The organism is Brucella cytisi, assembly GCF_038433355.1.
Taxonomy (GTDB): domain Bacteria; phylum Pseudomonadota; class Alphaproteobacteria; order Rhizobiales; family Rhizobiaceae; genus Brucella; species Brucella cytisi.
Genome location: NZ_JBCAUP010000010.1, coordinates 129789 through 151989, shown reverse-complemented (window position 1 = coordinate 151989; position 22201 = coordinate 129789). Strand labels below are relative to the sequence as shown.

Here is a 22201-nt window from a genome sequence, read left to right as displayed (position 1 = left end):
TCAGGGCTTTCGTCGGGGTCTCACGGGCTTGGCCGGATTGCCGACATAGACCATCCATGGTTCCATATCACGGAAGCCGACCCCGCGTGCGCCAAGAACTGCGCCTTCACCGATGGTCACGCCCGGCCCGACAAAGGCTTCAGCTGCAACCCAGCCATAAGGCCCGATTTGAATAGGTGCTGCCGTGAGAGGAAAATCCGCCTGATCGATATTGTGCCCCGCCGTGCACAGATGCGCGCGTTGTGAAATGATGGCAAATGGGGCAAGCGTTACGTGCGCTACGTTATAGCAGAGTGCTCCCGGTCCCAGCGATGAATGAGCGCCCATGGTCAGATTGCCCGGCCACCAGATGCGCGCACTGCCGCGCACGATGGCGGTCTTGTGAACCTTCGCGCCGAAGGCACGCAACACCGCGCCACGCCAGCGCCACAGGAAAGACGGCGTCCATGCCGCCAGTAACAGCCAGCTTGCCTGCCAGCACAGACGCTGAACACGGTGTCCGAGTGTGAAGGTCGCGCCGCCTTCCATGGGGCGCGACGCGTTCATTCTGCCTGAAATGCCATCCAGTTGGCGCGATTTACCGGTTTCTCCGGTGAACGTCCCTTTGTGGTCTGACGTCACGGTCATGATGACCATCCTTCCTGAAACCTGGCCCCCGCAATGTTGATCGCGCCGCTTTGTGATGGCGGAAGCGGGAGCTGGATTGATCGATTGCGGATTACGCAGAACGACAGAACGGGAATGAGGAACAATGCCATGTGAATCCAGACAGGCACGACCCAATCCGTGTGATGAGAAATTGAGTGCATGGCCGGAACAATGGAAAGCATATACACCAATTGTCCGAGCATCTCGCCTGCCATTGCCGTTTCCCAAAGTCTGCGCATGGCCCAGGCAAGCAGCAGGAATTTCAGGGCTCCGAAATACCAGAATGACAAGAACGCATCGACCAATCCCGTTTCGGTCGAGCCTGTCAAAGGGTTGTAATCCCGGCTGGGTTCCGGGACATCGAGATAGAGCGCTTCCTTGATGCGACTACCCACAAGTTGCGCCGGAACGAATGTAAAGATGATACGGTTCCAGTGATACTTGCCGTAATCAAACTCGAGCCGCCGATCAATTTCATCAATACGTTGCACGGCATTGCGCATTTCCGGACCACCACGGTCAAGGGTAGCGCGAAAATTGGCGGCATAGTCGATCTCCAGAATCTCATCGAGAACAAAGCTCGCATCCGCACGGGTTACCTGTCGATAATCGCCCATACTGGTCATGAGAAATGTGCCAGCCAGGATGCTGATTGCCATGATTGTTCGAGGTACGACAATTCGTCGGTAGAACCAGAAGGCGAGAAGGAACATGAGGACCAGCTGGATGGTCTCTGCGCGTTTTCCTGTGACCAGAATACGGTCCAGATAGAAAACCAGATCGAACAGGATGATCGCGATGGCAAACCATGACGGCCGCCGTGCGAAACACAGGACGGCGATGGCCAGGCCATAGGGCATGAGCTGTGCAAAGAAGAGGTACACCACCGGCATACCAGTCATTTGTACGCCGATGGAGACGTCTCCTGGAAGGCGGCTAAGGAGGAAATAGAAGACAGCGCCGAAAGCCGACAGGCCTGCTGCAGCCCAGAGCAGTCTGCGTTCGCTGAAACTCATGCTGAGAAACTGTATCGGCTTTTTCGTCAGGCGCCACCCAAGCATCAGCATTGCGAACGACAGAATGCCCATGATCATGGTCTTGGCATAAGCGCCGGAAGGCAGAAACTGATCATATACGAGGGCGGGAAGCTGCGGCAGCAGGAAGCCGAAGGTCATCACCCCTGCAAGAAACGGAAACTGATACATGCGTTCCGGTCTGGAGAAGAGACCGCCAGCCAGAAGGCAGAGGACGCAACCGACGAAAATCCAGGTGAGTGAGAGGTTCATTGTGTAACCCCCGCATCAGCGCATACATCCGAAAGATCGGGTGCCGGTTCGTCCGTGGAAAGGTCGTGTGGGAAGATGCGGCCTGAAATCAGATACCAGCCAAGTTTCACATATTCCTTGACGACGAGTTCCATGTCCGTGGGTGTTGTTGGAAAACCGGGCCGACCGTCATCGCCGCCGATGGGAGACGAGATGAAACGCATCTGGGGGCAGGCGGCGCGAAAGCTCGCTATGGCACGGCGCGAGTGATACCAGTTAGTCACGATCAGCGCACTTCTGGCCTGTATTTCGCGCATGAGGGGCGCGGAAAATCGGGCATTCTGCCAGGTGCTGCCCGATTGGCATTCCACAAAAATCGCCGATGGTGTCACGCCTTTGCGCACCATGATCCGTTTGTTGGAGAGACAATCCCCGTCGCCGGTAACAAGGATCACCGGTGAGCGGCCTTCCTTCCAGAGACGTGCGGCCTCCGCCGCGCGGGGTGGTCCGTCTCCGCCGGGTACGACGATCACATCAGCTCTGCCGCCATCATCCTGCAAGGTCAGAACAGGTTCCGAGAAGAACATGGCGACCAGTCCGAACAAAACGGCACAGGGCAGAATAATGGGCAGCATCATACCATACGCCGTTCTGGTGCTTCGGTTTCCAAAGGGCGTCTGACTGATGATGATTCAGCCAGAAGCGCCGATTGGCGCTGGCGTTGCTCTTCCATCTTGATCACGATCATGAACTCGTAAGCCGAAAGCAGGCGGCAATAGAGATAGCCGGGCTTGCCGTCGAGGAAGCCACCGCGCAGCACATACATGTAGAAGAAGCGCAAGGTCGGCCGACACGGTAAATTGTAGGACAGGGATTTCATGGCGCGCCGACGCCGTTCCGGATTGCCCGACAGGAGGCCACCCCAATCGACGCGCCGCTCAAGAAGCCGCGCTGCCGACAAATCCGCTTCAACGGTGGAATAGAGATTGTGTTTGTCGTACCAGGCGGCGAGCCCCTTGTTGAAGCTGTAATGGATGAAATGCGCCTGTAACTGGCCGCTCGGACCTCCGGTTGCGCGTGCATGGATTGAACGCTCGAAGCGTACGCGATCCGACCTGACCAGCCGGGTGATCCATGTCGGATAGAGGCTTGCATGGCGTATCCAGCGCCCCATGAACATGTTCTTGTAGCGAAGCCGGAAAAACACTTCCGGTCGGTCGGGATCAGCGGTGACCGACAGTATTTCATCTCGCAGGTCCGGCGGTGTGATTTCGTCCGCATCGGGTGTATAGATCCAAAGATGTTTGAACTCGATTTCCGTCAGCCCGTACATGCGCTGGCGGTCCTCGGTGTCATAGACGCGCTGATAGACGCGCGCGCCCGCTGCTTTGGCGATTTCCACGGTACGATCAGTGCTGAATGAATCGAGCACTACGATATCGTCGCACCAGTCGAGTGAGGCGAGGCATGCAGGTAGATTGACTTCCTCGTTAAGCGTTCTGATGAGGACGGACACAGTCATGAAGTTGCCCCTGGATAAGTGATGTTCGGTTTGGTGGTCGGGTTGGCCTCGGCCATCGAAGCGGTAACGATCGGACGTGCGCCTCTGGTCATGCGCAGCACGAAGAGCGTGTGCGCTGCGGCAGGGATCGCCAGCGCCAGAAGCATCGGCCAGACGGGTATGTCGAACCGGATGGCGATGTAGGCGATGGCTCCCGCCAGAAGATTGAGCGCCATGACCGCTACGGCTGTTTGCCCGCAGGAAAGGCCCGCATCCATCAGCAGATGATGCAGATGCTGCCGGTCCGGCGAGAACGGGCTTCTGCGTACAGACATGCGGCGCACGATCAGACTCAGCGTATCAATGACTGGCACGATCACGATCCAGATCAGGACGGGAAAGGCGACGGCGGCGGTTCCGCTTGCAAGGATGAGGATAAATCCGGCAAGGGCTGCACCGAGAAATGTGCTGCCGCCATCGCCAAGGAAAAGGCTTGCTCGTGCGCGCCAGCGATGCCGCATGTTGAAAACCAGAAAGCCGAGGCAGGCAGCAGCAAGAGCGAGCGCCTGGAGCCCGAGGCGATGTTCGCCGATCCCGAAGCCGATGACGGCCAGCCAGAAGAATGCGGCAGCACTCGCCGACCCTGCCAGTCCGTCCACGCCGTCACTCATATTGACCGCATTGACAAGGCCGACAATGAAAGCAAGCGCGATAATCAGGAAAAGCGGTCCGGTCAGGACCTGTATAAGCATTTCCGGAGTGGACGTGGCGGCAGTTTCGACGCCATCGGAAGCAAGCCCGAGATAGGTCTGCGTCACCCCGGTGATAGCAATTATCAGGAAGGCTGCGAGCAACTGGATTGCAAGGCGCGGCGCGACAGGCAGGTTGAAACGGTCATCGAGAACACCGGCGACGAGGATGAGCACAAGCCCTGGCAGCAAGGCCATGGCATTGGCATGTCCTGAAACGCCAAACGCCAGAAACGTGGCTGCGGAAAACGAGAGGAAAATGGCAATGCCCCCGCAAAGCGGGACATTCCCGTCATGCCTCTTGCGGGCATCAGGAATGTCGATGAGATGCCATTCGCGTGCCAGCCCCCGAAAGCCGAGGCAGAAAGCGACGGAAAGAGCGAAGGCCAGAAGCGTGATCCAGGAAAGACTCGTCATGTCTCCTCCGAGGCGCGTGCAAAAGATCAAACTCCGGAAATTTTTACGCACTGACGCTGCTATCCACGACTTGGCTTTAGAGCGTGCCGCATACTCCTTTCAGGTCAGGTGCTAACACCAAGGGCGACATTTCGTGCCTGTGGCAAAGGATTATTCTGAGCGAGGATTGGAAAATTGCGCCTGCGGACGCTTTTGCCCGCGCTGTCATGAATGGGGGATGAAACGATGATGCAGAAAACGCTGGCGGTGCCAGAGAATACCTGTTGGAGCGGATCATGAATGGCAGTCGCAGGGGTTTCCTCATGGCGGCGCTCGAACAATATGCAGGGCTGCTCTTCAACTTTGTGACGGTGGCTGCGGTGTCACGTGTTCTGGGGCCAGCCGAAACCGGAATGGGTGTGATAGGCTTGAGCCTTACGGCAGTCGTGTTTTCGCTGCGTGAATTCGCCAGTCCCGAATTTTTGATAAAGATCGATAAGGTACGCGATCAGGACATCCGGACTTCGCTTACTTTTCTGATGGGTGTAACGGTTCTGCTGTCGCTGATCCTGTATTTTGCACTCGGATACTTCGCCGAATCCTATAACGATCCGAAGTTGAAGCTTTTTCTCAGCATCACGATTGTGGCCGCGCTGGTCGAAAGCCTGTCCTTACCGATTGTCGCATTGCTGAAGCGCGACATGGCCTTCGGAACATTAGCGCGCATCCGCACCGCCGGGGCCGGTCTGGGTGCATTGGTAACCATTGCCATGGCCTTCAGCGGTTTCGGGCATATGTGTTTTGCCTTCGGACTGCTGGCAAGCGCGTTGATAACAACGGGGCTGGCTGTCTCGATCCACCCTTTGAAAAATCTGTTCCGCCCGTCATTGGCCAGTTTCGACACGGCCTGGCGGTTCGGGATTTATCTTGGAGGCAATGCTGGTCTGAACAAGATTTGCATGACGCTTCCGCAGCTTCTGCTCGGGCGTTTCATGCCCATATCGGCAGTTGGCATTTACAACCGTGCCGACACTTTGAGTGGTTTGCCGGATCGCATCATCCTTTCAGCCGTCTTCACCGTGGCGTTCCCGATGCTTTCGGCGCAAGTTCGTGCCGGAGCGGATATCAGCCAGTCATACATCCGCGCCTTGTCCTATATTACCGTCGCCTACTGGCCGGCACAGGCATTGCTGGCGCTGCTCGCCTATCCGGCAGTGCACATCGTTCTTGGCCCCGACTGGACTGAATGCGTGCCCATAGTGGCGATCCTCAGCCTTGCCTGCCTTTTCTGGTTTCCTGCGATTCTGACCTATCCCTTGCTGATGGCATTGGGTGAAAACCGCGAAGCTTTCCTGTCCAATCTCATTTCGCGGCTGGTCGCACTCACCGTTATAGGCACAGCTGCATTTTATGGGCTGCTTGCCGTCGCGCTGGGTCAGTTCATCAGCTTGCCCATACAGATGGTCATAGCCATCGTTTTCGTGCGCAGGCACGTGGCCTTTTCCTATGCCGTGCTTGGTCGGGAATTGCTGAAAAGCGGTCTTGTGACTCTGATTGCGCTGGCCATACCGCTTGCAATGGTTGCCGCTGATGGTTTTTCGCTGGAAATCCCTTGGACCAGAGGCGTCGTGATGGGCCTCATCGCGGTGGTGAGTTGGCTGGGCGCGCTATTTGTGGTGCGCCATCCCTTCGCTGCCGAGGTCGAGCCATCGCTGAGCTGGCTTTTCGGAAAGCTTCGGGCGCGGCTTATGCCCCGATCGGCGTCGACCCCTGCAGAATAGGACGGCCTGTCATGGACAAATGCAAATTGGAACAGCCGACAATCGACGTTGTTATTCCCAACTTCAACTATGGTCGCTATCTTTCCGCCTGCTCCAACAGCGTCTTGCAACAATCAGGCGTCAATGTCCGTCTGCTCATCATCGACAATGCCTCGACAGATAATAGCGTCGAGGTTGCCAAGAGCCTTGCGGCCGGCGACAGCCGTGTCCAGCTGCTGCTCCGTCAGAAAAATCTGGGGCCGCATGCTTCGTTCAACGAGGGCATAGACTGGGCCGCATCGGAATATTTCCTGATCCTGTGTTCGGATGATCTGCTGGCGAGAGGGGCTCTGGAAAGGGCGACAAGAATGCTGTCGCAACGCGACGACGTTCATCTCGCGCATGGCGCGACGGGCCGGATAAAAGCCGACGATGGTGAAGCTCGTGTGACAGGTGCCACGTCCCCCGCTTCGGACGAGTGGCGGATATGGTCCGGGGAAGAATTCATTGAGTTTGCCTGCCAGCATGCGTTTAACCCGGTTACAGGCCCGACTGCGGTTGTGAGGACTGCGATCCAGAAACAGATGGGATATTACCGCACGTCGCTTTCCCATACTGACGATCTCGAAATGTGGCTTCGCATCGCCACACGCGGTTCCGTCGCCTCTACCGGCCAGATACAGGCTTTTGCGCGGTCGCATCCCCAGAACCGGTCGGCGACGGTGAATGGTATTCTGTCCTGGAACCGCGAGTTTGAGGCGGGATTCCGGTCCTTCTTCGATCATGAAGGCGCCAGCTTGCCGCATCAACACCGTCTGTTTGCAATGGTTCAGGATTGCCTTACCAAACGGGCTTATTGGTCAGCGGTCTCCAATCTGGTGCGGAGGCCGAAAGTGGCGGGTTCGCTGATGGCATTCGCGCTGAAGCGGGAGCCCTTGCTCGCTGTCATGCCACCCTTCGACTACCTGTTGAAGCGTTCCGCCTGGCGAAGCGGACGCGGCGCCTAGAACGCATCCCGAGAAATCCGAAACGATTTTCGGATCAAGGTGTGTGTAAATACAAAAAGATAGGGCTTTTCCAAACACGCACTAGTTCGGTCGTAGTGACTGAATGGCTGGATCAGCCGTACTCCTGACATTGTCGAGAAATGTGGTGCGAAGAAGCTCTTCCTGTCGTGCCAGCCGGCTGCGATAGCGCTCCACACCGGCTTTCACCTGCGTGGTCAATATCGTTCGATGCTCGAAAGCAAAGTCGACCTGGGAGAGGATTGTTTCAGGATCAAAACTGTCAATCCGGTGGCAGAATGCCGCCAGTCCGGTATCGTGCAACAAAGCGTCGTTTTTGATCGCATAAGCCGTGGAGATTGTGGGGCGTCCCATGGCCAGCGCGCAGACGATGTTATGGTAGCGGCTTGCGATAACGACGTCGGTTCTGGCGATCTGCTGCATGAGTTCGTGCAGGGAAGCGGATGGTTCAAATGCGACTTTGTTCGCTTCCGCCGGAGCGAGCTGCTCCAGTATATCGCGGGCCGCCTCTATGTCGCCCTTGTCTCCGATCAGCAGACGCACCTGACGCCCGCTGGCCAGAAGCCTGTTCACCAGTGTCGTCACTTTGGAGACATAGTCCCTGTAGATGGCATCGCCATCCTTCTCCATCTTTTTCCACCCGCGATAAGTCATCACGCCGATGCCCACACATTGTTCCGGGCTATCCCGGTTCTGATCTGGAACCGTTGGCAATGCAAAGGCGATATCAGCACTGACGAAATCCTGAGCGGGTTTTACGCCCAGCTGTTTCATGAAGTCATGAGAGATCTGATCTCTATAGGAACGAAAAGACGCCAGCATTGCAGCCTGACGGATGAAGAACCTGCTCCATCGATGATCGACCGGTCCGGCACCGATCGACACGAAGATCATGCGCGTGCCGGTCAGTCTGGCCGCCAGCGACCAACGCAGTACTGCAAAAGGCCAGCCAAAGGGGTTCTCGTTGAAGTCATCCAGTATGCCCGTACCCGGCACAATGATGAGATCGAGCTGAGAAGCAAGCAGAAGCGCGCAACTGAAACCAACTGTTCGTCGGGGAAAATGCAGCATCGCTTTGTTGGCTGCCCGGAGCAGCCAGTTGGATGGATCGGGCTGGGAGACCGGATGAGCCGAAAGATCGAATGTCTGCGCAACGATATCGGGTTTGGAGCAGATGCAGACAAGCTGGGCGTCGGGACAGTTACGCTTCAAGAGTTGCAACATGGCTTCCAGCGAACCGTCATTGCCGGTATTGCCGGAACCAAACTGCCCGAAAAGTCCTATTCTCATGCGCGTGTCTCCCGCTGCACCGACAAGCTTAGGCCAGACCGACCTGCAGGAAAACTGGCAGAAGGGTGAACACCATACTCTATTGTAGGATGGGGTGTACCCCTCATAGCCGAAATGCGTGGCAGAGCAATTTCGATACACTGGCCAGCGGTATATCCATTGCCCCCCGATATACCGGAGTAAGGCTTCGAGGGAGTTGTTCCCTCGAAGTCTTGTCTCCCCTGAGGTGTTTCTGTGGCAACAAGGTTCTGGCCATGAAATGTGCTTACTTTGTCCGTCCTCACATAGGCGGGACCTATTCGGTTTTCACGCGTCTGCGCGCCTCGCTTGCCCAGTCGGGCATAGAGCTTCGCTGGCTTGCTGCAGGCGCTGCTGGCGATACGGTCAATGTGCCGACAGGGCAGGGCCTTGATGATGCGCTTCGCAAGGGCGATGCCATCGACCGCATGGGTGTGCTGGATGAAGAAACCCGCGCAAGGCATATGATCAGCTTCCTGCGCGAAAACCATTTCGACGCCGTTTTCGTCAATGTTCTTGCGAACCGTTTCGAAACCAATCTGGCGCGCTATCTGCCCGCCGATATTCTGCGCATCATGATTGTGCACAATATCACACCCGGCACCTACGCGGCGGCGCGGGCAATCCGCGATCATGTTCACGCAACTGTCGGCGTTTCAAAACGCTGCCGTGACGATCTCGTGCGCCAGCATGGTTTCGATGCGTCGCGCACGCTTGTCATCCCGCATGGACTGAACCGGGACATTCACTTGTCGCGCAATGTTCAAAAGCCGGATGAGTCCGGCCCGCTTCGCCTGCTTTATCTGGGGCGGATGGAAGACAACTCGAAGGGCATTTTCTGGCTGCCGAATATTCTGCGCGAGCTCGATTGCTCCTATCACCTAACGGTCGCCGGTAATGGTCCCGATCTGGAACAGCTGCGGCATCGTCTTGCGCCTTTCGGCGACAAGGTGAGTTTTAGTGGCTGGGTTGCGCCTGCCGATGTTCCCTGGCTGGTGAACCAGCATGACGTCATGATCATGCCGTCACGCTTTGAAGGTTTCGGCCTGACGCTCATTGAAGCGATGAGCCAGGGATGCCCGGCGGTCGTCTCGAAGATCGCTGGTGTGACTGATACGATTGTCACCGATGGCGAGGACGGGCTCTTGTTTCCCGTCGGCGATTTCCGTCAGGCTGCGTGTCATATCAACCGGCTTGCACGCGACCGAGAGCTACTTGCCGGCATGGCAGCCGCCGCCCAGCAGAAAGTGGAAACGGTCTTCGACAACGATATTGCCGGTCGAGCCTATGCCGGTCTTCTCGAACATCTCGCGGAGGATCGCCCAGCCATTGCGCCGCCACTGCCGCTTTCGCAATGGTCGATGCCGAACGCACTTCATTCCAGTTTGCGCAGTCGCTTGCCAAAACCGGTAAAGAACTGGCTGCGTCAGGTGCGCGAGCGCCTGCATACGAGATGGTCGGCAGCATGATCTGTGAATAAGAAAGGAGAAGGGGCATGAACCTTTTCACATCGCAGTTCCGCAATTCTCAGTTGCTCGCCAGCAAGGCGCACGCGCTCATTCCGGGCGGCTGTCACACCTATGCCAAGGGTGACGACCAGTATCCGGTACTCGCGCCCGGGTTCATCCAGCGCGGGTCCGGTTCGCATGTCTTCGACGTCGATGGCCATGAATATATCGAATATGGCATGGGCAATCGTGCGGTCGGGCTTGGCCATGCCTACCCGCCCGTCGTGCGCGCCGTGCGCGATGCCTTGCAGGACGGATGTAATTTTACGCGCCCAAGTGCCATCGAAGTCGAATGCGCGGAAAGTTTTCTGGAGCTGATCGACGGAGCCGAGATGGTGAAATTCTGCAAGGACGGTTCGGATGCGACCTCCGGCGCGGTGCGATTGGCGCGTGCCTATACCGGACGTGACATGGTTGCCTGTTGTGCCGATCATCCATTTTTCTCGACCGATGACTGGTTCATTGGAACGACGAAGATGAATGCAGGCATTCCAGCTTCGGTTTCGGCTTTGACGGCAACTTTCCGTTACAACGATATTGCAAGCGTTGAAGCCCTGTTCGAGGATTATCCGGGGCGTATCGCGGCCATTATCCTCGAACCTGCAAAGGCTGACGAGCCGCGAAACAACTTCCTGCAGGAAGCAAAGCGCATCGCCCATGAAAACGGAGCCTTGTTCATTCTGGACGAGATGATTACCGGCTTCCGCTGGCATATGCGCGGCGCGCAGAAGCTTTATGATGTCGAGCCGGACCTGTCCTGTTTCGGCAAGGCGCTGGGCAACGGTTTTGCAATATCGGCGCTGGCAGGCAAGGCGGAATATATGCAGCTGGGTGGACTGACACAGACCGACCATCCACGTGTGTTCCTGCTTTCGACCACCCATGGCGCTGAAACCCATGCCATGGCAGCCGCGATTGCCACGATGACGATCTATCGCGACGAGCCAGTGATCGAGAGGCTCTATGAGCAAGGTTCCAAACTGGCAGAGCGCGTGAATGCGACGATTGCCAGTCACGGCCTGCAGAACCATGTTCGCCTGTTCGGGCGTCCTTGCTGCCTTGCCTATGGAACACTCGACGAGAAAGGGCAGCCGTCGCAGGAATTTCGCACATTGTTCCTTCAGGAGACAATCCGGCGCGGCGTTCTGATGCCATCGCTGGTGGTGAGCTATACGCACAGTGACACCGACATTGCGCGCACGGTGGATGCCATCGACGGTGCGCTCGACGTTTACGTCCGGGCGTTGAACGACGGTGTAAGCTCTTATCTGACCGGACGTCCTTCACAGGTGGTCTATCGCCGCTTCAATGAAGCGCCGACCTATCCGCCGACGATGCGATGAAACACTTTGCAGCGGCCATGATCGCCACGATCCTGCTGTTAATGGCAGCAGGATCGTCCGATGCAGCTGCTTCGTTCCCGATCAAGATCAGCCAGGATCGGCGCATTTTCGAGGATGCGACGGGTAAACCGTTTTTGTTGCAGGGCGATACTGCCTGGTCGTTGATCGCCGAACTGAAGCGCGAGGATGTCGAGATCTATCTGCAGGATCGCCGGAAGCGCGGTTTCAACGCCATTCTGGTCAATCTTGTCGAACACTATTTCTCCCGTGATCCACCCGCCAATGCCTATGGTGAAAAACCGTTCAAGGGCGATGCCTTTGGCGATCTCAACCCGAAATATTTTGACCACGCCGCTTGGGTGATCGGGCGGGCGGAGCAATTGGGGATAGTTGTTTTTCTGGCTCCCGCCTATCTGGGCGTGAACGGTAACAGTCAGGGCTGGTTCTCGAAGGCTGAGGTTGCCGGTCCCCAGAAAATGCGCGTCTATGGCGAGACGATCGCCCAACGATTTAAGGAATTTCATAATATAGTCTGGGTCTTGGGCGGTGATTTTAATGCGCCGGATCAGCGGCTTGTCTCTGAAATGGCCGAGGGTATAGCGCGCGTTGATCCAGACGCCCTCCAGACGGTGCACTCTGGCCGCAAGACGAATACGGCGGAACTCTGGGCCGATCAGTCCTGGCTGAGTTTCGATACGGTTTATACCTATGACGATGTGCATGCCACGGTTTCCGAGCGGCGCAAACCGAACAAAATGCCCGTCATTTTGCTGGAGGGGGGCTATGAGTTCGAGCGGGAGACGACCGCGCAAATGATCCGGCGCAACGCCTATGGTGCTTTGCTTGCCGGTGCTGCCGGACAGTTCTTTGGCAATAATCCCATCTGGCATTTTACCGGGCCGGGTGTTTTCACTGCTGATCGCAGCTGGCAGGAAGCACTCGACAGCCCCGGCGCGCAGTCGATGACGGCGTTGAAGAGGCTCTTCGACAAACTGTCCTGGCCGCAACTTAAACCAGATGGCGAAGGAGCTGTTCTGGTCAGCGCGAAAAGCTATGCCGTATCGCTGCCTGATGGCACTTTGTCGGTGGTCTACGGGGACGCCAACGATTTCAAGGTACAGAAAAATGTCGTGAAAGATGGCCGGAAGGCCGTCTGGTATGACCCTGTTTCCGGCAAGTTTGCCGATGCAGGCCAGCCGAGGGTGGAGGGGCCGATTGCCACCTACACGCCAAAGCAGGTGCAAAATTCCGGCGGCGGAACCGATTGGCTTCTGCTGATCGGCAGCAACGAGCGTCTGCGACCCATCCAAAAGAGGTAGGCGATACGTCCTTTCACGCTTTTCATAAACGCTTGTCCTAATCGGGCATGCCTTCGGTCAAGTCGTCGCTCCTGTCCTCTCTGGCTAACATGCATTTATCAAAGCTTGAGGAGTCGGACATGAAAGTACTGGTTACGGGCAATCAGGGCTATATCGGATCGGTCATGGTACCGGTCCTCATGAATGCGGGGCATGAAGTGTCCGGCTATGACATCGGCCTTTACGAACATTGCCTCTTTGATGAAGGCGGTGCCGTTATGAACGTGCCGACCATCCGAAAGGACGTGCGCGATGTGTCGCCGCGCTATCTGGAAGGGTTCGACGCGGTCATTCATCTAGCCGCGCTCTCCAATGATCCGCTGGGTAATCTCAATGAGGAATTGACCTACGACATCAATCACCGGGCAAGTGTCGCCATGGCGAAAGCGGCCAAGCGGGCAGGTGTCGGGCGTTTTCTGTTTGCATCATCCTGCAGCAATTACGGCATCAGCGATGCTGATTTGATCGACGAAACTGGAGAATTGAAACCGGTAACGGCCTATGGCCGGTCCAAGGTGCGGGCGGAACAGGAGATCCGGGAACTGGCGGATGCAAGCTTCTGCCCGGTCTATCTGCGTCCAGCAACGGCTTACGGTGTTTCGCCTTTCCTGCGCTTCGACATAGTGCTCAACAATCTCGTGGCATGGGCGGTGACGAAGGGGCTGATCTATCTCAAATCCGATGGCACGCCATGGCGACCCATCGTGCATATCCGCGATATTTCCCGCGCCTTCATGGCGGCTATGGAAGCACCGCGCGAAAAAGTCTGGAACGAAGCTTTCAATGTCGGTTCGACGGAGCATAACTACCGCATCCGCGACATTGCGGGCATCGTCGCCGAGAATGTTCCCGATTGCCGTATCGAATATGCGGATGATGCCGGACCGGATACACGTTCCTATCGCGTCAGTTTTGAAAAGCTGGCGCGGGTGCTGCCAGAGGCAAAACCGGAATGGGATGCCGTTGCTGGTACACGCGAACTGCTTGCCGCCTATAGCCGCTCGACGCTGACACTTGAGGAGTTTGAGGGCCCGCGCTTCCAGCGCATCGCGCATGTTCGCAAGCTGATTGCGGAAGGGGTCTTGGATGCCGATCTGCGGCGCGCCGACGATGAACCGCAACCGCTTCGGGCAACGGCGTGATGGATACGGGGGCCGGGCACAAGGGCGTTGAAATTGCCATTCCGCCATTGTCGAACGGGATGGCCATCTACGATCTTGCTGCCCGCCTCTATCCAGTCTGCCGCAGTCTCGCCGGTGATGGCGTGCGCGAAACGCTTGCCATCATCGGGGAACATTTGCCGCTGACGGTTCATCAGGTTCCAACGGGCACTCTGCTTTATGATTGGAAAGCGCCGCAGGAATGGATCATCCGTGAGGCCTATATCGCGGACATGAACGGCAATCGCATCGTCGATTTTGCCCGGCATAATCTGCATGTGGTGAATTTCAGCGTGCCTGTGCGGGTGCGAATGCCGCTCAACGCGCTGAAGGAGCATATTCATACACTGCCCGACCAGCCGGACCTCATTCCCTATCGCACCTGTTACCATGCGGAGGGCTGGGGCTTCTGCATGACGCATAACGGGTTTCTGTCGATGCAGGACGGCGACTATGACGTCGTGATTGATGCGGAGCGCCGGGACGGTTTTCTGACCTTCGGCGAGTTCATTCACCGGGGGGAAACCGACGAGACGTTCATCCTGTCGGCACATCTTTGCCACCCGTCGCTGGCCAATGACAATTGCTCCGGGCTGGCGCTGCTGGCGCGTCTTGGCGAAGTGCTGCAATCACGGTGCACGCGCCTGACCTACCGGCTGCTTTTCGGCCCGGCGACTTTCGGCGCTCTTGCATGGCTAAAGCAGAATGAAGAGCAACTGGGGCTGGTCCGGCACGGGCTGGTCCTGTCTTGCGTCGGCGATGCTGGTGGGCCGAATTACAAGCGCAGTCGTCGCGGTGATGCGGAGATTGATCGCATTATGGGCCATGTCCTTGCCGGTTGCACCAATGCGACGCTTCATGATTTCTGGCCATATGGCTATGACGAGCGCCAGTTCTGTTCTCCGGGATTCAACCTGCCAGTCGGTATGTTCCAGCGCAGTCTTTATGCCACCTTTCCGGAATATCACACATCAGCCGACAATCTCGATTTCATCAAACCGGACTATCTTGAGCAATCGTTCAACATGGTCTTGCAGGCTGTTGAAATTGCTGAGCGAAACTGGCTTCCGCTGAACACGTCGCCAAAGGGGGAGCCGCAGCTCGGGCGGCGTGGCCTTTATGGAAACATGGGTGGAGACAGTCGCGCCGCGCAAAACGCCATGGCGCTGCTGTGGGTGCTCAATCTGGCGGATGGCGAGCACTCCATTCTCGATATGGCCGAACATGCGAAACTGCCATTCGCAACCCTTGCCGATGCCGCAGGCCGGCTCCGTGATGCAGGCTTGTTGGTGGAGAGCTAAAGCAGCGGCCAGGCCAGATCCTTATCGGAAATGACGCTTGGCCTGTTCGGCCATGGTATGCCGAGCGACGGGTCGTCATAGCGTAAACCTGTCGCATAATCAGGTGCATAGGGCTTCGAGATCATGTAGCGCACGAGGACGTCAGATGTCAGGGTCTGGAAGCCGTGTGCGCAGCCTTCGGGGATGTAGAGCTGGACGCCGTTTTCGGCGGATAGTTCCACGCCGGCCCAGCGCCTGTAGGTCGGTGAATGCGGGCGCAGATCGACCAGAACATCCCAGATGACGCCCTGCAGGCAGGTGACGAGTTTGGTCTCCGAATGTGGCTCGTTCTGGTAGTGAAGGCCGCGCAATGTTCCTTCTTCGCGTGAGAAAGACAGGCTGTGCTGCGGAAAATGTGTTTCCATCTGTCGCTCCGCGAAGGCGGCTTCGCAATAGACCCGCGCGAACCAGCCGCGCTCGTCCTCAAGCCTTTCCGGCTCGATAGACCAGGCGCCATCGATGTTGAGCGAAGTGAAACGCATGTTTTGCTCCGATTTCCATACATGCGCATTCTGACAGCGGGATTATCGGGCGATAGAAGTTTCTTCGATGCATCCAAATAGCCTTCCGGGCGAGGCCAACCTGTCCGAATGAGGTAGGTGCCTACGCCCACGTCGCCATAGGGTGAAGATCGGGTACCTACTCCTCGTAGTCCGTCCGGTGAATGTTGCGCCCGATCGTATGTACGGCTCGCCCCTGATGACAGTCTCGGCAATTTTTAGGCCGCTTAGTAGTTTTGATTATCCGACGTGGATCGGAGTTCAACCCCATCAACCCGTAACGGACCAGTCCGAAGGTTCGTTGAGGCGAGGAACGACGTATGACCATCCAGACGCCGGATATTTCGCGGAGCACGAGCATGGCGCAAGAGCAGACCGGCTGTCGCCTGTGCGGTAAACTACTCAAACACACCTTTGTTGATCTTGGGATGTCGCCGCCTTGCGAAAGCTTCATTACGGCGGATCGCCTCGACCGCATGGAGCCTTACTACCCGCTCTACGCGCTTGTCTGCGATCATTGTTATCTGGTGCAGTTGAAGGAGTATTTCTCGCCTGCCGAGATTTTCACTGAATATGCCTATTTCTCGTCTTTCGCCACCAGCTGGGTCAGCCATGCGAAGACCTATTGCGACGAGATAACCGAGCGGTTGGGACTGAACGAAAACAGCTTCGTGGTCGAGATTGCCAGCAATGACGGTTATCTCCTGCAGCATTTCCTGCCGAAGGGCATCCCGATCCTAGGCATCGAACCGGCGGCCAATGTGGCAGAAACGGCCATTGCCAAGGGCGTGCCGACGCGCGTGGATTTCTTTGGTTCGACGCTCGCTGCCGAACTGGTCGGCACAGGACGCAAGGCCGACCTCCTGATCGGTAACAACGTTCTGGCGCAAGTCCCTGATCTCAATGACTTTGTGCGCGGTCTGCAGCTGTTGCTGAAGCCGGAAGGCGTGATTACGCTGGAGTTTCCGCATCTCGCCAATCTTATCGAACAAAACCAGTTCGACACGATCTATCACGAGCATTTCTCGTATTTCTCGTTGCTGACGATCCGGTACATGGCGCACCGCCATCACCTGAAGGTCATCGACGTGGAGGAACTGCCAACCCACGGCGGGTCGCTCCGGGTGTATCTTGCGCATAACAGCAGCAAGCGGAAGGCAGGACCGCGTGTGGCCGCCCTTCTGAAGCGCGAAGAGAGTTTCGGCCTCAACGAGATTTCGACCTATGAGCAGTTTGCCGAAAAGACCCGGCGCACCAAGCGCGATCTCCTGTCCTTCCTGATTGCAGCCAAGAATGCCGGCAAGCGCATCTGCGGTTATGGCGCGCCGGGCAAGGGCAATACGCTTCTGAACTATTGCGGCATTGGCACGGATTTCCTGGATTTCACGGTCGATCGCAATCCGTACAAGCACGGGCGTTTTACACCGGGCATGCACATTCCGATCTACGATGTGTCGGCGATCGACAAATACCGGCCCGATTACATCCTCATCCTGCCGTGGAACTTCAAGGACGAGATCATCCGGCAGATGCAGCACGTGGTCGAATGGGGTGCAAAGTTCATCATTCCGATCCCACACGTCACGTTGATTGACCCGGCACTACTCACAGAGGAGCGGTAAGTCATGAAAGTCGTTCTGTTCTGCGGCGGTCTTGGAACCAGAATCCGCGAATATTCGGAGAACATCCCGAAGCCGATGATTCCGCTCGGCCATCAGCCGATCCTGCATCACGTTATGGAATATTACAGCGACTACGGGCACATGGAGTTCGTTCTGTGCCTGGGCTACAAGGCCAATGTCGTGAAGGATTTCTTCCTGACGATCCGCCCGCAGACCTTCGCGGACTGTGTGGTTTCCGATGGCGGGCGCAATGTGCAATTGCTTGAGGAAGTGGATCGTGACTGGAGCGTGACGCTGCTCGATACGGGGATCTGGCGCAATATCGGCGAGAGGCTCTGGAGCGCACGGTCGCATGTGGCGAATGAGGATATGTTCCTTGCCAATTACAGTGACGGGCTCAGTGATGTCGATCTCGACGACATGACGGAACGTTTCCGTGCCAGCGGCAAGATTGCCTGTTTCCTCGCCGTCCGCCCGCCGCTGACCTATCACCTTGCCGATATTGCCGAAGGCGGCGACGTGCGAGCTTTCCGGACTTCGAACACCTCCGATATCTGGATCAACGGCGGTTACTTCCTCTTCCGCAAGGAAATCTTCGACTATATGCGCGAAGGCGAGGAACTGGTGCTTGAGCCATTCGGCCGTCTGATCGCCGAAAACCAGCTGATGGCCTATAAATATGAGGGTTTCTGGCGCTCGATGGATACGCTGCGCGACTGGCAGACGCTTGAGGACATGGTCGAAAAGGGCGACATGCCCTGGAAGAGGCACAAGGCGGAAGAGGCCGAACGACGCGCTACCAATGTCGCGATAGCGCTATGATTGATCTGCGCTCGCTCGCAAATCAGAGCCGTCCGCTGCAGTTGCTTTGTCTGGGCGCGCATTCCGACGATATCGAAATCGGTTGCGGCGGCACGCTTCTGAGCCTGATCGAGAGCGGCACGCCATTGCATGTGGAGTGGTGTGTTTTGTCGGGAAACGAGGAAAGGCGTGCGGAAGCGGAAGCTTCCGCGCGCGATTTTCTGCGCGGGATAGACAGTTTCAACATTCATCTTGCCTCGTTCGAGGATAGTTATTTCCCGGCGCAAAGCCGTGAGATTAAACAATGGCTGATCGAACAGCGCGGGCGAGGGCAGCCGGATATGGTCTTTACTCATCGCCATGGCGATGCGCATCAGGACCACCGCACGGTCAACGAGCTGACATGGAACCTGTTTCGGGATCAGGTGATCCTTGAATATGAAATCCCGAAATGGGATGGCGATCTGGGCCAGCCCAACGCCTATTCGGCGCTACCGGCTGTGATCATGGATCGCAAGATCGACCTGTTGATGAAACACTTCGGCACGCAGCGCTCGAAGGACTGGTTTGACGCGGAAACTTTTCGCGGGCTTGCCCGGCTACGCGGCATGGAATGCCGCGCGCCTGAAACTTACGCCGAGGCGTTCCATGCCCGTAAGTTGCGGTTGTTTTAGTTTGCAACTGGCTCAGCATTTGTGTCGACACGGACGACCACCGACATGCCGGGCACTAGACGTGCCGCATCCGGTTGATCTTCATTGATGGCGATGCGAACGGAAAGGCGCTGCGTGATCTTGGTGAAGTTGCCGGTCGCGTTGTCGGATTTGATGACGCTGAATTCGGAACCGGCAGCAGGCGCGAAGGCTTCGATGTGCCCCTTCAGCTCTGCGTGACGCAGCGCATCGACGGTGAATGTGACCGGCTGGCCAATCTTCATGCCGTAGAGCTGAGTTTCCTTGAAATTCGCCATTACCCATTTGATCTTCGGTACGACGGAGACGAGCTGCGTTCCCGCTGTCACATATTGACCGAGACGCACGCCCACTTCGCCGAGTGTGCCGTCACGCGGTGCAATGATATGGGTGTTCTGCAGGTCGATCCGCGCCAGTTCAACGGTTGCTTCCGCATTGGCGATATCGGCATTGAGGCTGTCGCGATTGACGATGATGGACTGCAGGTCCTGTTGTGCGACGGCCAGCGCTGCCTGAGCTTCCTCGACGGAGGCCTGCGCCTGAAGCAGGGTGCCGTGAGCCGTATCGGCAGAACTTTGCGTGGTCACACCGCGCGGCAGCAAAGCCTCGACGCGCTTTGCATTGGCTTCGGCCACCTCAAGTGCTGCCTTGGCGCCGGAAATCTGTGCCTGCCGCGACTGGATCGTCGCTTCAGCCGAACGCTGGCTCTGTTCTGAATTGGCCAGGGCTGCCTTCTTGCTGTTGAGTGCGGCCAGCGCCTGATCCAGCTTCTGCTGATAGCTGCGGCTGTCGATCTCAAACAGTAGGTCGCCCTGTTTTACTGTTTGATAGTCGTTGACATTGACCTTGGTGACATAACCGGCGACCTGCGGACTGATAACCGTCACCTGTCCACGGACATAGGCGTTATCGGTTGTCTCGACGGTGTGTTTGAAAGGCGGCAACTGCCACGCCCACAGCACCATCAGAACGCCTGCAAGGCCGATGATGAGGGCGAAGCCGCCGCGAATATACTGTTTTCCAACTGACATTTTCAAATACTCGTCGATTTAACCAGCCACCGTAGCGTTATGGTGGGTGTGCATGTTTTCATAGAAGCGATAGGCGATCAGGCAAACGAGCGAGAGGCCCGCAATGACGGAGATTGCGAGAAAAGCATCGTTATAGGACAGCACCGTCGCTTCCTTGGTGACCTGTTGTCCGAGAAGCGCCAGCCCTTCGGCCTTCGTCAGTCCCTGATCAGCCAGAACCTTTGCATAGGTGCCGGAGAGCGCCTGAACGCGCTGGGCGACGACGGGGTTGGACATAACCAGTTGCTCCACCAGATAGGCGGAATGATACTTTTCGCGGATCGCGATGAATGTGCTGAACACGGCAGAGCCGATAAGACCGCCGATGTTCTGCGTGAACAGGAAGATGACGATGAAACTCGTCATGTAGGTCGGTCCTTGTTTCAGCGCCTTGGTGATGCCCGCAAGCATGGCCGGGGGCAGGAACAGAGCGCCGCCGAAGGCTATCAGGCCCTGACTGAGATAGGCGTTGTGCGGGCGGGTCAGGTTTGTGGCATGGCTGTCCAGAAAGGCACCGACCGCGATGAAGACCAGCGCCAGCCCGAAGATGAACGATACGCGTTCAAGCTTCATCCACATGCCGCAGGTAATGCCCCCCGCCAAGGATGCAGCGAGAATGACGAGATAAAGGCCGCGGCTCTGGCCGTCCTGCAGGCCGAATGCCTGAAAGAGGCCGACCGCACCGGTTGTCTGCTCGGCAAGCACGATGCGGAATATGAAGAGGATCAGCGTGAAGCGCAGGATTTCCGGTTGGAACAGCCAATGCAGGTTCATCAGCGGCTGCTCGCGGTTGAGTTCGATTGCGGCAGCGCAGGCAAGAACAGCGATTGAGATCGCCAGACATATGCCGATCCAGGGGGCTTCGAACCACCAATAGTTCTTGCCCTGAACCAGTACGACCGCGAGAAGCCCAAAGCCGATGGCAATCAGTCCGTAAGCGACGAAATCCAGCCAGTGCAACACTTTTGCACGCGGCGCTTGTGTCATCGGCAAAATATAGACCACGGCGAAGGCTGCGAGCGACAAGCCTATCTCGACCATATAGAGCTGCTGCCATTGGCCGATATCGAACAGTAGCGGTGAGATGACACGCGCCAGTGGGCCTGCCGCAGCCGAACAGGTGAGCGCGAGGCTGAGGCCCCAAGTCATTTTCTTGGCGGGCGGAAAGGCTTCGAGCATGTAAAGAAAGCCGATGGTCGAGATCGGCGCCGCAGCAGCGCCCGCAATGAAGCGGATCGGGATCGCCGACCAGATATCATAGACAAGCAGATGCAGCAGGGAAGAAATCAGGAAAACGGCAATCGCGATTTCCGCAAAGCGGCGCAGACCGAACTGGGTGCGTATCTTGATGAGAAGGATCGTCAGGCTGGCATAGGGAGCCATATAGGCTGCGATCAGCCACGAGGTTTCCGTCAGCGTTGCGCCGAGTGATCCCTGTATATGCTGCGTGTTGGCCGAGATGAAATACATGCTGAGACCGCGCGTCGACCACATGAGGACAGACGCGGCGATGTAGATAGCGGACATGTAAACCGGCATATGCGGAACAGCAGGCGCGGCAGCCGGTTGGCTTGCCGGGGAAGCCTGTTGTCCTTGCTGATTGTTGTCTTCTTCCGACATGGTTCTAGCGGTCTTTCCCCGCGAGTGTCGTTTCCACCGTTTGGCTGATTTCCTGAAGAACAGTAAGGGCAGTTTCAAGTGACTTCTGATCGAACTTCTGCAAGAGCTCCGACCGGATGTTGCGGGTGATTTCCTGTAACTCGCGCACCTGCGCCTGCGCTTCACCCGTCAGCTCGATACGTTTCGCGCGGCGATCGCTTTCAACCGCGGCGCGATAGATCAACCCCTGCTTTTCAAGGCCATCCAGAAGGCGGACCACGGAAGGGTGCTCGATTTCCAGAGCATCTGCCAGCTCGCGCTGGTTCCAGTCGCGCTGCTGGGCGAGAAGCAGGAGCACGCGGGCACGTGCCAGCGTCAGCCCGCGTTCCCGGACGCGGGAATCGAACAGGTTGCGCATTTTGCGCGCGGCCGTGGAAAGCTCCATCGTGAAAGCCGCTTCGAGATCATGTTTTGACTGAGACATTGTATAGCTATCTATTATATGTGTAGCTATATATAATGTTTAGAGCCTGCTAATCAATGGTTTTGATGGCAT

Annotated in this window: 20 protein-coding genes; 10 read left to right on the top strand and 10 right to left on the bottom strand. The window is 57.0% G+C overall.

What is annotated here, in order from left to right:
* The 5 genes from AAE521_RS11070 to AAE521_RS11050 form a co-directional block, all read right to left on the bottom strand.
* Positions 1–546, bottom strand: a complete 546-nt coding sequence (locus tag AAE521_RS11070; RefSeq protein WP_071630962.1) for an LbetaH domain-containing protein — start codon at positions 544–546, stop codon at positions 1–3.
* A gap of 77 nt (positions 547–623) precedes the next feature.
* Positions 624–1934: a hypothetical protein gene (locus AAE521_RS11065; protein ID WP_012092807.1), complete on the bottom strand. Its 1311-nt coding sequence runs from the start codon at positions 1932–1934 to the stop codon at positions 624–626.
* Positions 1931–2551: a YdcF family protein gene (locus tag AAE521_RS11060; protein ID WP_010658576.1), complete on the bottom strand. Its 621-nt coding sequence runs from the start codon at positions 2549–2551 to the stop codon at positions 1931–1933. The genes AAE521_RS11065 and AAE521_RS11060 overlap by 4 nt, the downstream gene beginning before the upstream one ends.
* Complete coding sequence (locus tag AAE521_RS11055; RefSeq protein ID WP_342061336.1) at positions 2548–3435, bottom strand: glycosyltransferase family 2 protein; 888 nt, start codon at positions 3433–3435, stop codon at positions 2548–2550. Before AAE521_RS11055 ends, AAE521_RS11060 begins: the two co-directional genes overlap by 4 nt.
* Positions 3432–4580: an MraY family glycosyltransferase gene (locus AAE521_RS11050; RefSeq protein WP_342061335.1), complete on the bottom strand. Its 1149-nt coding sequence runs from the start codon at positions 4578–4580 to the stop codon at positions 3432–3434. The genes AAE521_RS11055 and AAE521_RS11050 overlap by 4 nt, the downstream gene beginning before the upstream one ends.
* A 275-nt stretch (positions 4581–4855) precedes the next feature.
* On the opposite strand from AAE521_RS11050, the gene AAE521_RS11045 reads away from it, so the two are divergent.
* Together AAE521_RS11045 and AAE521_RS11040 are read left to right on the top strand one after the other, a co-directional pair.
* Positions 4856–6340 carry an oligosaccharide flippase family protein gene (locus tag AAE521_RS11045; protein WP_342061334.1) on the top strand — a complete coding sequence of 495 codons (1485 nt, stop codon included), beginning with the start codon at positions 4856–4858 and terminating at the stop codon, positions 6338–6340.
* 11 nt (positions 6341–6351) lie between these two features.
* Complete coding sequence (locus AAE521_RS11040) at positions 6352–7326, top strand: glycosyltransferase (protein ID WP_342061333.1); 975 nt, start codon at positions 6352–6354, stop codon at positions 7324–7326.
* Positions 7327–7407: 81 nt separating this feature from the next.
* Here the strand turns inward: AAE521_RS11040 and AAE521_RS11035 are convergent, their stop codons facing one another.
* Complete coding sequence (locus tag AAE521_RS11035) at positions 7408–8634, bottom strand: polysaccharide pyruvyl transferase family protein (RefSeq protein ID WP_342061332.1); 1227 nt, start codon at positions 8632–8634, stop codon at positions 7408–7410.
* A gap of 254 nt (positions 8635–8888) precedes the next feature.
* On the opposite strand from AAE521_RS11035, the gene AAE521_RS11030 reads away from it, so the two are divergent.
* From AAE521_RS11030 to AAE521_RS11010, 5 genes are all read left to right on the top strand, one after another.
* Complete coding sequence (locus tag AAE521_RS11030) at positions 8889–10121, top strand: glycosyltransferase family 4 protein (RefSeq protein ID WP_342061331.1); 1233 nt, start codon at positions 8889–8891, stop codon at positions 10119–10121.
* 26 nt (positions 10122–10147) lie between these two features.
* Entirely contained in the window at positions 10148–11503 is a 1356-nt protein-coding gene (locus tag AAE521_RS11025) for a glutamate-1-semialdehyde 2,1-aminomutase (protein ID WP_342061330.1), read from the top strand.
* On the top strand, positions 11500–12822 hold the full coding sequence (locus tag AAE521_RS11020; RefSeq protein WP_342061329.1) for a glycoside hydrolase family 140 protein: 1323 nt from the start codon (positions 11500–11502) through the stop codon (positions 12820–12822). Before AAE521_RS11025 ends, AAE521_RS11020 begins: the two co-directional genes overlap by 4 nt.
* A gap of 119 nt (positions 12823–12941) precedes the next feature.
* A complete protein-coding gene (locus AAE521_RS11015) occupies positions 12942–14003 on the top strand; it encodes an NAD-dependent epimerase/dehydratase family protein (RefSeq protein WP_342061328.1) in 1062 nt (353 codons plus the stop codon).
* A complete protein-coding gene (locus AAE521_RS11010) occupies positions 14003–15322 on the top strand; it encodes a DUF4910 domain-containing protein (RefSeq protein ID WP_342061388.1) in 1320 nt (439 codons plus the stop codon). Before AAE521_RS11015 ends, AAE521_RS11010 begins: the two co-directional genes overlap by 1 nt.
* Here the strand turns inward: AAE521_RS11010 and rfbC are convergent.
* On the bottom strand, positions 15319–15843 hold the full coding sequence (rfbC, locus tag AAE521_RS11005; protein ID WP_010658587.1) for a dTDP-4-dehydrorhamnose 3,5-epimerase: 525 nt from the start codon (positions 15841–15843) through the stop codon (positions 15319–15321). The genes AAE521_RS11010 and rfbC overlap by 4 nt on opposite strands.
* A gap of 338 nt (positions 15844–16181) precedes the next feature.
* Here rfbC and AAE521_RS11000 point away from each other — a divergent pair, with 338 nt between their 5' ends.
* Genes AAE521_RS11000 through AAE521_RS10990 form a run of 3 tightly spaced genes read left to right on the top strand, consistent with a single transcriptional unit; the run spans position 16182 to position 18958 of the window.
* Entirely contained in the window at positions 16182–17483 is a 1302-nt protein-coding gene (locus tag AAE521_RS11000; protein ID WP_036586513.1) for a class I SAM-dependent methyltransferase, read from the top strand.
* A gap of 3 nt (positions 17484–17486) precedes the next feature.
* Positions 17487–18305 carry a sugar phosphate nucleotidyltransferase gene (locus AAE521_RS10995; protein ID WP_342061327.1) on the top strand — a complete coding sequence of 273 codons (819 nt, stop codon included), beginning with the start codon at positions 17487–17489 and terminating at the stop codon, positions 18303–18305.
* Complete coding sequence (locus AAE521_RS10990; protein WP_258124373.1) at positions 18302–18958, top strand: PIG-L deacetylase family protein; 657 nt, start codon at positions 18302–18304, stop codon at positions 18956–18958. The genes AAE521_RS10995 and AAE521_RS10990 overlap by 4 nt, the downstream gene beginning before the upstream one ends.
* On the opposite strand, the gene AAE521_RS10985 is transcribed toward AAE521_RS10990, so the two are convergent.
* The 3 genes from AAE521_RS10985 to AAE521_RS10975 are packed head-to-tail and all read right to left on the bottom strand — an operon-like array spanning position 18955 to position 22129.
* Positions 18955–20007 (bottom strand): HlyD family secretion protein, encoded by a 1053-nt coding sequence (locus AAE521_RS10985; RefSeq protein WP_342061326.1) that lies wholly within the window; start codon positions 20005–20007, stop codon positions 18955–18957. The two genes, AAE521_RS10990 and AAE521_RS10985, sit on opposite strands and share 4 nt — an antisense overlap.
* An 18-nt stretch (positions 20008–20025) precedes the next feature.
* Positions 20026–21666 (bottom strand): MFS transporter, encoded by a 1641-nt coding sequence (locus tag AAE521_RS10980; RefSeq protein WP_342061325.1) that lies wholly within the window; start codon positions 21664–21666, stop codon positions 20026–20028.
* Between the two features lie 4 nt (positions 21667–21670).
* A complete protein-coding gene (locus AAE521_RS10975) occupies positions 21671–22129 on the bottom strand; it encodes a MarR family winged helix-turn-helix transcriptional regulator (RefSeq protein ID WP_029927683.1) in 459 nt (152 codons plus the stop codon).
* Between the last annotated feature and the right edge of the window lie 72 nt (positions 22130–22201).

Bases quoted from the DNA above. Each gene is read 5' to 3' on its own strand.
- AAE521_RS10980 (WP_342061325.1), bottom strand. From the start codon at position 21,666: ATGTCGGAAGAAGACAACAATCAGCAAGGACAACAGGCTTCCCCGGCA.
- AAE521_RS11045 (WP_342061334.1), top strand. From the start codon at position 4,856: ATGAATGGCAGTCGCAGGGGTTTCCTCATGGCGGCGCTCGAACAATAT.
- AAE521_RS11000 (WP_036586513.1), top strand. From the start codon at position 16,182: ATGACCATCCAGACGCCGGATATTTCGCGGAGCACGAGCATGGCGCAA.
- AAE521_RS11060 (WP_010658576.1), bottom strand. From the start codon at position 2,551: ATGATGCTGCCCATTATTCTGCCCTGTGCCGTTTTGTTCGGACTGGTC.
- AAE521_RS11025 (WP_342061330.1), top strand. From the start codon at position 10,148: ATGAACCTTTTCACATCGCAGTTCCGCAATTCTCAGTTGCTCGCCAGC.
- AAE521_RS11070 (WP_071630962.1), bottom strand. From the start codon at position 546: ATGAACGCGTCGCGCCCCATGGAAGGCGGCGCGACCTTCACACTCGGA.
- AAE521_RS11015 (WP_342061328.1), top strand. From the start codon at position 12,942: ATGAAAGTACTGGTTACGGGCAATCAGGGCTATATCGGATCGGTCATG.
- AAE521_RS11030 (WP_342061331.1), top strand. From the start codon at position 8,889: ATGAAATGTGCTTACTTTGTCCGTCCTCACATAGGCGGGACCTATTCG.
- AAE521_RS11040 (WP_342061333.1), top strand. From the start codon at position 6,352: ATGGACAAATGCAAATTGGAACAGCCGACAATCGACGTTGTTATTCCC.
- AAE521_RS11020 (WP_342061329.1), top strand. From the start codon at position 11,500: ATGAAACACTTTGCAGCGGCCATGATCGCCACGATCCTGCTGTTAATG.
- AAE521_RS10995 (WP_342061327.1), top strand. From the start codon at position 17,487: ATGAAAGTCGTTCTGTTCTGCGGCGGTCTTGGAACCAGAATCCGCGAA.
- AAE521_RS10975 (WP_029927683.1), bottom strand. From the start codon at position 22,129: ATGTCTCAGTCAAAACATGATCTCGAAGCGGCTTTCACGATGGAGCTT.
- AAE521_RS11055 (WP_342061336.1), bottom strand. From the start codon at position 3,435: ATGACTGTGTCCGTCCTCATCAGAACGCTTAACGAGGAAGTCAATCTA.
- AAE521_RS10985 (WP_342061326.1), bottom strand. From the start codon at position 20,007: ATGTCAGTTGGAAAACAGTATATTCGCGGCGGCTTCGCCCTCATCATC.
- AAE521_RS11010 (WP_342061388.1), top strand. From the start codon at position 14,003: ATGGATACGGGGGCCGGGCACAAGGGCGTTGAAATTGCCATTCCGCCA.
- AAE521_RS10990 (WP_258124373.1), top strand. From the start codon at position 18,302: ATGATTGATCTGCGCTCGCTCGCAAATCAGAGCCGTCCGCTGCAGTTG.
- AAE521_RS11065 (WP_012092807.1), bottom strand. From the start codon at position 1,934: ATGAACCTCTCACTCACCTGGATTTTCGTCGGTTGCGTCCTCTGCCTT.
- AAE521_RS11050 (WP_342061335.1), bottom strand. From the start codon at position 4,580: ATGACGAGTCTTTCCTGGATCACGCTTCTGGCCTTCGCTCTTTCCGTC.
- rfbC (WP_010658587.1), bottom strand. From the start codon at position 15,843: ATGCGTTTCACTTCGCTCAACATCGATGGCGCCTGGTCTATCGAGCCG.
- AAE521_RS11035 (WP_342061332.1), bottom strand. From the start codon at position 8,634: ATGAGAATAGGACTTTTCGGGCAGTTTGGTTCCGGCAATACCGGCAAT.